9 protein-coding genes are annotated in these 7,693 nt (G+C 69.5%); all 9 read right to left on the bottom strand.

What is annotated here, in order from left to right; all coding sequences use genetic code 11:
- Positions 1-386, bottom strand: a 386-nt coding sequence (locus ABZ318_RS27200) for an acyl-CoA dehydrogenase family protein (RefSeq protein ID WP_356905108.1), incomplete at its 3' end; no start/stop codon positions are given.
- Positions 386-1,411 (bottom strand): phosphotransferase family protein, encoded by a 1,026-nt coding sequence (locus tag ABZ318_RS27195; RefSeq protein WP_356905107.1) that lies wholly within the window; start codon positions 1,409-1,411, stop codon positions 386-388. The genes ABZ318_RS27200 and ABZ318_RS27195, both read right to left, overlap by 1 nt.
- The gene (locus tag ABZ318_RS27190; protein WP_356905106.1) at positions 1,411-1,863 is read right to left on the bottom strand and encodes a MaoC family dehydratase; all 453 of its coding nucleotides are present in this window, start codon (positions 1,861-1,863) and stop codon (positions 1,411-1,413) included. Before ABZ318_RS27190 ends, ABZ318_RS27195 begins: the two co-directional genes overlap by 1 nt.
- Positions 1,860-2,624, bottom strand: coding sequence for a 3-oxoacyl-ACP reductase FabG (gene fabG, locus ABZ318_RS27185; protein WP_356905105.1), 765 nt, complete (start codon positions 2,622-2,624; stop codon positions 1,860-1,862). The genes ABZ318_RS27190 and fabG overlap by 4 nt, the downstream gene beginning before the upstream one ends.
- Entirely contained in the window at positions 2,621-3,280 is a 660-nt protein-coding gene (locus tag ABZ318_RS27180; protein WP_356905104.1) for an HAD family phosphatase, read from the bottom strand. The genes fabG and ABZ318_RS27180 overlap by 4 nt, the downstream gene beginning before the upstream one ends.
- A 4-nt stretch (positions 3,281-3,284) precedes the next feature.
- On the bottom strand, positions 3,285-4,043 hold the full coding sequence (locus tag ABZ318_RS27175; protein WP_356905103.1) for an SDR family oxidoreductase: 759 nt from the start codon (positions 4,041-4,043) through the stop codon (positions 3,285-3,287).
- 11 nt (positions 4,044-4,054) lie between these two features.
- Positions 4,055-5,272, bottom strand: a complete 1,218-nt coding sequence (locus ABZ318_RS27170) for an acetyl-CoA C-acetyltransferase (protein ID WP_356905102.1) — start codon at positions 5,270-5,272, stop codon at positions 4,055-4,057.
- 307 nt (positions 5,273-5,579) lie between these two features.
- Positions 5,580-7,214, bottom strand: a complete 1,635-nt coding sequence (locus ABZ318_RS27165) for a transporter (RefSeq protein ID WP_356905101.1) — start codon at positions 7,212-7,214, stop codon at positions 5,580-5,582.
- Positions 7,211-7,546, bottom strand: coding sequence for a hypothetical protein (locus tag ABZ318_RS27160; RefSeq protein WP_356905100.1), 336 nt, complete (start codon positions 7,544-7,546; stop codon positions 7,211-7,213). Before ABZ318_RS27160 ends, ABZ318_RS27165 begins: the two co-directional genes overlap by 4 nt.
- Positions 7,547-7,693 lie beyond the last annotated feature (147 nt).

The following is a 7,693-nucleotide window of genomic DNA, read 5'->3' as shown; positions in this document are numbered from 1 at the left end:
TTCAGGAGCGGCTGGAGCCAGCGCTCCTTCTGCTCGGGGGTGCCGAACATGTGCAGCACCTCCATGTTGCCGGTGTCCGGCGCCGCGCAGTTCATGGCCGGGGGCGCCAGGTGGAGGCTGCGTCCGGAGATCTCCGCCAGCGGGGCGTACTGGAGGTTCGTCAGGCCGGCGCCGTCCTTGCCGGGGAGGAAGAGGTTCCACAGCCCGCGTGCGCGGGCCGCGTCCCTCAGCTCCTTCATGACCGGGACCGAGTCCCACGCCCACGGGTCGTCGAGCGCCGCCTGCTGCTCGTGGAAGACGGTCTCGGCCGGATGGACCTGGCTGTCCATGAAATCGAGGAGGTTCTCGCGCAGCCTTTGGGTCCGCGCGTCATACCGGAAGTCCATCATCGGTACTCCTTGAGTGCGTTGAGGCCCGCGTCCAGCAGCGGGTGGATCGCGTCGCCGATGCGGTCGAAGCCCACCCCGACGGTCTGTCCGTTCAGATGGCGGTAGTGGATGCCTTCGAGGATCGCGGCGAGCTTGAACGCGGCGAGGCCGAGGTAGAAGCCGAATCCGGAGAGGTCCCGGTCACTGCCGCGCGAGTACTGCTCGATCACCTGCTGCTCGTCGAGGAACCCGGGTGCCGTGGAGACGTCGCTCAGGTCGCTGATGCCCGCGCTCCCGAGACGGAAGTAGACGAGCATCAGCGCCAGGTCGGTCAGCGGGTCGCCCAGTGTGGCCATCTCCCAGTCGAGGACGGCGGTCACCTGGTCGGCTCCGTCGACGAGCACGTTGTCGAGCCGGTAGTCGCCGTGCACGATGCCGACGGCGGACTCGGCCGGAACGTTCGCGGACAGCAGCCGGTGGAGCTCGTCGGCTGCCGGCAGGTCACGGGTCCACGACGCGTCGAGCTGCTTCTTCCAGCGGCCGACCTGGCGTGCGAGGAAGCCCTGCGGCCGGCCGAAGTCGCCCAGTCCGACCGACGCCGGGTCGACCGCGTGCAGCGTCGCGAGCGTGTCCACGAGCCGCTCGGAGATGGCACGGGTGCGCGCCGGACCGAGGGACGCCAGCTCGGCGGCCTGCCGGTACGGTGTGCCGGCGCACCGCTCCATGACGTAGAAGTCGGCCCCCAGGACCGAGGCGTCGCCGCACAGGGAGTACGTCCGCGGGACGGGCACGCGGGTGTTCTGAAGCGCGGACATCACGCGGTACTCGCGGGCCATGTCGTGGGCCGTGGCCAGGACGTGTCCGAGGGGCGGTCGCCGGACGATCCACTCCTGCGCGCCGTCGGTCACGACGTAGGTGAGGTTGGACTTCCCGCCGGCGATCAGCGTCGCCCGCAGCCGGTCACCGGCGTCCGGGATCTCGGCCGCGAACCATGCGCCGAGGGCGTCGAGGTCGAGGCCGGGGGGCATGTCGGTCGTCGCCATCACGGCACCACCACGGCAAGCATGTCGACGACGCACGCCGGCTTGTCGCCGCCGTCACGCTCGATCGTCACCCGGGTGGCCACCTGGTAACCGAGGACGTTCGGCGTGACCGCCGTCAGCTCCACGCCGGCTCGGACGCGCGAGCCGACCGGCACCGGCGAGGGGAAGCGGAGCTTGTCGGCACCGTAGTTGACGCCCATCCGGACGCCTTCGACGGTGTACACCTGCCAGGTGAGCATCGGCACCAGGCTGAGGGTGAGGAAGCCGTGCGCGACGGTCGAGCCGAACGGCCCCTGGGCGGCCTTCTCGGGGTCGACGTGGATCCACTGGTGGTCGCCCGTCGCCGCGGCGAACGCGTCGATCTGGTCCTGGGTGATCGTGTGCCAGTCCGAGTGGCCGAGGTGTGTGCCGACGGCCTTCTCGAGCTCGGCGATGCCGTTGAAGACCTTCATGCCTGCGGCCCTCCGGCGACGTACAGCACCTGGCCGGAGACGAAGCCGGCGCTCTCGCCGGCGAAGAACGAGACCGCGTTCGCGATGTCGGCCGGGAGGCCTCCGCGGCCGACCGGGATGTTCTTGACGATCGCGGCCCTGAAGTCCTCGAACGAGTAGCCCATGCGCTCCGCGGTGGCCTTGGTCATCTCGGTCTCGATGAACCCGGGGGCGATCGCGTTGGCGGTGACGCCGAACTTCCCGAGCTCGAGGGCGAGGGTCTTGGTGAAGCCCTGGACGCCGGCCTTGGCGGCGGAGTAGTTCGCCTGACCGCGGTTGCCCAGCGCCGAGGTGCTGGACAGGTTCACGATCCGGCCCCAGCCGGCCTTGGTCATGTATCCCTGGACCGCGCGCGTCATCAGGAACGCGCCGCGCAGGTGCACGTCCATCACCGCGTCCCACTCGTCGACGCTCATCTTGAACAGCAGGTTGTCGCGGATGATCCCGGCGTTGTTGACCAGGACGGTCGGCTCACCCAGCTGTGTCGCGATCCGCTCGACCGCGGCCTCGACGGCGCGCTCGTCAGCCACGTCGACGCCGACGGCGAGGCCACGGCCACCCGCCGTCTCGATCCCCTCCACGACCGCCTTGCAGGCGGTCTCGTCGAGGTCCAGTACGGCGACGGCGAACCCGTCGGCGGCGAGGCGGCGCGCGACCCCGGCGCCGATGCCGCGCGCGGCTCCGGTCACTATCGCGATCCGCGGCGTGGTGGGTGTGGTCATGTGATGTCTCCTGTCTGGTGGGGGTTGAGGTCCGGCACGAGGCCGGCGAGCGCGGCGCGGGTCGACGAGGCGTCGACGTGCAGCAGGCCGTGCAGGCCCACGCTTCGCGCACCGAGCACGTTGGGCTCGGCATCGTCGAGGAAGAGCACCCGGTCGGGGGGTACACCGAGCCGGTCCAGGGCCAGCTCGTAGATGGCGGCGTGGGGCTTGCGCAGCCCCACTTCGCCGGAGATCACGACCGGGTCGAAGAACGCGTCGATCCACCGGCGCGGGTAGGTGTTGCCCCAGCTGTTGGAGAGCAGGCCGACCCGCACGTCGTGCCTGCGCAGCTCCTCGGCCAGCGCGAACATCGCGGGATCCGGTCGCATGCCCGCGAAGAGGCGGCCGAGGATCCCCGAGGCGATGACGGGACGTCCGTCGGTGGTCCGCAGTTCGGCTGCGAACAGCGCCTCGAACTCCTCGACCGGGAGCTCCCCGGTCTCCAGCCGGTGGATCGGCGTACCGTCCGGGGCGTCGCGGGACAGCCACGCCCGAAGGGTGTGCGAGAAGGACTCCGGTGCGATCGCGTCCGCGACGAGCCAGTCGGCGATCGCACGTTTCACCGGGCCCGTGAGCACGCCTCCGTAGTCGAACAGGACGGCGTCGATCTCGCGCACCGGGTCACTCCCCGGCGCCGGTGAGGCTGACCCCACCGTCGACGAGTACGGTCTGGCCCGTGAGCCAGGCGGCCTCGTCGGAGAGCAGGAAGGCCACCACGCCGCCGATGTCCTCGGGCTCGCCGAGCCGCTTGAGGGGGTACGCCGCGGCGATCTCGTCCTCGCGTCCTTCGTAGAGCTTGGTCGCGAACTTCGTCTTCACCACGGCCGGCGCCACGCCGTTGATCCGGATGTCCGGCCCGAGTTCGACCGCCATGAGGTCGGTGAGCGAGTTCAGCATCGCCTTGCTCGCGCCGTAGAAGCCGATTCCCGGCGCCGTGCGGACGCTCGAGAGCGAGGAGACGTTGACGATCGCACCGCCGTGCTCCTTCATCCAGGCACGGTGGACCTGCTGCACCCACGAGACGGCAGCGATGCAGTTGACCTCGACGATCTTCCGCGCCGCCGCGAGGTCGAGCTCGACGAGCGGTCCGTACACCGGATTGATCCCGGTGTTGTTGACCAGGAAGTCGATGCTGCCGAAGGTCTCGATCGTCTGCCGGATGACGTCGGCCTGGTGGTCGCCGTCGTCGGCGCGGCCCGCGACGGCGAGGGCCACGTCGGATCCCCCGAGGTGGGCGACCGCCTCGTCCAGGGCGTCCTGCTTGCGGGCGGTGATGACGACACGGGCGCCGTCGGCGACCAGCCGCTCGGCGATGCCGAGACCGATGCCGCGGCTCGCTCCGGTGACGATCGCCGTCCTGCCCTCGAAACGCTTGCTCATGTCCGTTCCTCTCAGCTCAGCCGCTCGATGACCATGGCCATGCCCATGCCGCCGCCGACGCACATGGACTCCACGCCGAACTGCTTGTCGTGCCACTGCAGGGAGTTGATGAGGGTGGAGGTGATACGGGCACCGGTCATGCCGAAGGGGTGGCCGACGGCGATGGCGCCGCCGTTGACGTTGAGCTTCTCCAGCGGGATGCCGAGCAGCTGGGCCGAGCCGAGCGACTGGACGGCGAACGCCTCGTTGATCTCGAACAGGTCGATGTCGTCCAGGCCCAGGCCCGCGTTGCGCAGGGCGGCCGGGATGGCCTCGACCGGGCCGAGGCCCATGATCTCCGGCGACAGCCCGGTGACGGCCGTGGAGACGATCCGGGCGAGCGGGGTGAGCCCCAGCTCCCTGGCCCGCACGTCACTCATGATCACCAGCGCGGCGGCACCGTCGTTGAGCGGGCAGGCGTTGCCCGCGGTGACCGTGCCGTCGGGGCGGAAGACCGGCTTGAGCCCGCTGACGCCTTCGAGCGTGGTGCCCGGGCGGGGCCCGTCGTCGGTCGAGACGACAGAACCGTCGGGCAGGGTCACCGGGGTGATCTCGCGGGCCCAGAAGCCCTCCTCGATCCGCCGGCATGCGAGGTTCTGGCTGCGGACGGCGAACTCGTCCTGCTCCTTGCGCGACATGCCGATGGTCTGGGCGACGTTCTCCGCGGTCTGGCCCATCGCGATGTAGAGGTCCGGCAGCGCCCCGGTCATCCGCGGGTCCACCCACGCGTCCGCGCCTCCGCTCGCGCGCTTCTCGGTACGCGCCTGCGCCTCGGCGAAGGCCAGGTTGTGCCCCTCGGGGTTGTCCGCGAAACCGTTCGCGTAGCGGCTCACCGTCTCGACGCCGGCGGAGATGTAGGCATGTCCCTCACCCGCCTTGATGGCGTGGAGCGCCATGCGCGTGGTCTGCAGGCTGCTCGAGCAGTACCGGTTCACGGTGACGCCCGGGAGGCCGTCCATGCCGGCCAGCACGGCGACGGCGCGGCCGAGGTTGTTGCCCGACTCGCCCGCCGGCTGGCCCACGCCGAGGATCAGGTCGACGATCTCGGCAGGGTCCAGCTCGGGCACCTCGGCCAGCGCGGCCCGCACCATCTGGGCGGCGAGGTCGTCGGGACGCATGTCCTTCAGGGAGCCCTTGCCGGCGCGTCCTATCGGGGACCGTGAGGTGGCGACGATGACTGCTTCAGGCATGCTTCCTCCAGGGATACTAAGCGGTTGGTCACCCGCCACTCTCGGCATCGGGACTCGGGGCGTCAACGGCCGGGCGACAGGAGTGACCCAGGTGGGGGATCCGCGCCGAGACGATGACGCTCATCCCGCGGACACGACCGGATCCATGTGGCATCAGTGACCATGCGCATGTGACGCGAAGCGCGGATCGCCGGGGAGGGACGAGGTGCCCGACCGGGGGAGGCGGAAGGCAGCCCACGCGATTCCGGGCGCACGACGCGCGGACGGGCCCGCGACACGTGTCGCGGGCCCGTCCGCAAGCTTCGGATCAACGGCCCCTGGGCCTGGCGTCCTCCCCGGTCAGGAGCTTGTATTCGTCGCGCCGGAATTCGGCTTCGGACTGCCCCGGCGACCTCCTGCTGCCGAGCCACCCCAGCAGGAATGCCGTCGGTACGGAGATCAGGCCCGGGGTCAGGAAGGGATACCAGTTGAAACCGGCCTGCGGGAAGAGCGCGTAATCGGTCCCGGAGACGAAGGACGAGCAGGCCATGAGGACGACGCAGGCCGACAGTCCCCCGTAGACGCACCACAGCAGCCCTGTGCGATTGAACCTGCGCCAGAAGAAGGAGTAGATCAGCACGGGGAAGATGCACGACGCCGCAACGCTCATGGAGAACGTCATCAGGAACTCGAACGGATGGTGAACGGTGGCAGCGGACACCGACAGTGCCGCGGCGCACAGGACGGCGACGGCCAGACGCAACGCCCACACCTCTCCGGTGCCGGATCTTTCGGCCCGCGAGGCTTTCGCGTACACATCGTGGGCGAAGGAGACGGCGGCGGCGAAGGCCACACTGGCCACGGTCGTCAGCACGGACAGGAAGACCAGACACGCCATCACGGTGACCAGCACGATGCGCGCCGTCGGATGGTCTGGAAGTACGGCCGAAGCCAGCAGGATCGGGGACGACTGGCCGTCGGCGTCGACCGCACTGATGGCCCCGCTGCCCACGACGGCCGCCGCCGCGAAGCCTGTTGCGATCAGCAGGACGGTGTAGACACCGCTCAGCCCCACGGCGGTGCTCATGGATCGCCGCGCCGAGCGCCCTGTGCGGGACGCGCTGATGCGCAGGATCAAGTGAGGTGCCACGGCCGTACCGAGGATCACGACCAGGTGATCACCGATCAGGTTGAACGCTCCCAGGGTGGTCGCGTCGGACCATATTCCCCCGCTCAGATACTGCTGCGGCGCAGCACTCTTGTTCACCGCGGCCGAGAGGACGCTTCCCGGGTCCCACTCGAACTGCTTGAGGGCCAGGAAGCTGACCACGGCAAGCGTCACCAAGGCGAGGGGGACCTTGATGACGTGCATGAAGCCAAGGCCTCTCAAGTCGGCCACTCCGGCGAAGCACGCGACGAGGAAGGCCATCAGAACCGTGCACACGATCTGGGCTCCCGGAGTCGACATCCCGACCAGGAAAGCCGTGGTGATGCCGGCGGCACGCAGCTGAATCGCGAGGATGGGAATCGTGACGATCAGCGTCACCAGGGATGCGGCGACGCGGGGCGCCGCTCCTGACGCACGCAAGGAGAAGAGGCCGCCGAGAGTGTAACGACCGCTGTTGCGGATCTTCTGAGCGAGGAGCAGCAGCACGCCGAAGGCGACAAGGATGTCGATGGCATAGAGGTAGCCGTCGTAGCCGAACAGAGCGATGCCCCCGGGAACCGCCAGCAGGGTGAGGACCGATATCTGCTCTCCGGCCACGGCGGACCCGTTGAACACCGGCGAGAGGGACCGGTCGGCGATGTAGAGCCGTTCCGGGTCGTCCTCCTGCGCCGACACGAGGACGAAAGCCCACAGGAGCGCCAATCCCAGCAGGACCAGACAGGCGACGACGACGGTGGCCCGGACGTCGGCACCGAGCGGGTCGACCGCGCCCGACGCCCATGTGCGCAGGGTCACCGCTTCACCGCCCCGTCGAGGGGAGAAGCACCCGACGCCTCGGCCTGGCGTACTCCCTCGACCAGGGCCTGCTCGACGGGATCGCACAGACGCCCGGATCGCCTCTCGTACCACCAGGCCGTGGCGACGAAGAGGCCGCATTGAGCGATGCCCCAGACGACGCCCAGGGTGAACTGACCGAACAGGGGCAGGCCAGGGAGGCTCGAGAAAGGGAACAGAACGACACCCACGGCGAAGGGAACGCCGTTGACGACGAGAAAGACGAGTTGGGAACGGTGGACGGCTTGGCGCAGGTGCTCGACGCGCGCCCGCTGTGGCGCATCCTGCGACACGTACGGACCTGGTCGGCTTCGCGACGGATGGTTGGGGAAGTGCACGGAAATCTCCGGCCTGTGAGGAGGGATGACTGCGCGACGCACGTCGTGCCGGTGCGGTGTCAGCCGAGTGAACGCAGAGGGAGGGCCGGCCACGAACCGCCA

Source organism: Streptomyces sp. NPDC006197 (genome assembly GCF_040613865.1).
In the GTDB taxonomy this organism is placed as follows: domain Bacteria; phylum Actinomycetota; class Actinomycetes; order Streptomycetales; family Streptomycetaceae; genus Streptomyces.
This window is presented reverse-complemented; position numbering and strand designations above follow the sequence as displayed.

What these genes read in the sequence shown, in the direction of transcription:
- ABZ318_RS27195 (WP_356905107.1), bottom strand. Translation starts at nt 1,411, where the DNA reads ATGGCGACGACCGACATGCCCCCCGGCCTCGACCTCGACGCCCTCGGC.
- ABZ318_RS27190 (WP_356905106.1), bottom strand. Translation starts at nt 1,863, where the DNA reads ATGAAGGTCTTCAACGGCATCGCCGAGCTCGAGAAGGCCGTCGGCACA.
- fabG (WP_356905105.1), bottom strand. Translation starts at nt 2,624, where the DNA reads ATGACCACACCCACCACGCCGCGGATCGCGATAGTGACCGGAGCCGCG.
- ABZ318_RS27175 (WP_356905103.1), bottom strand. Translation starts at nt 4,043, where the DNA reads ATGAGCAAGCGTTTCGAGGGCAGGACGGCGATCGTCACCGGAGCGAGC.
- ABZ318_RS27170 (WP_356905102.1), bottom strand. Translation starts at nt 5,272, where the DNA reads ATGCCTGAAGCAGTCATCGTCGCCACCTCACGGTCCCCGATAGGACGC.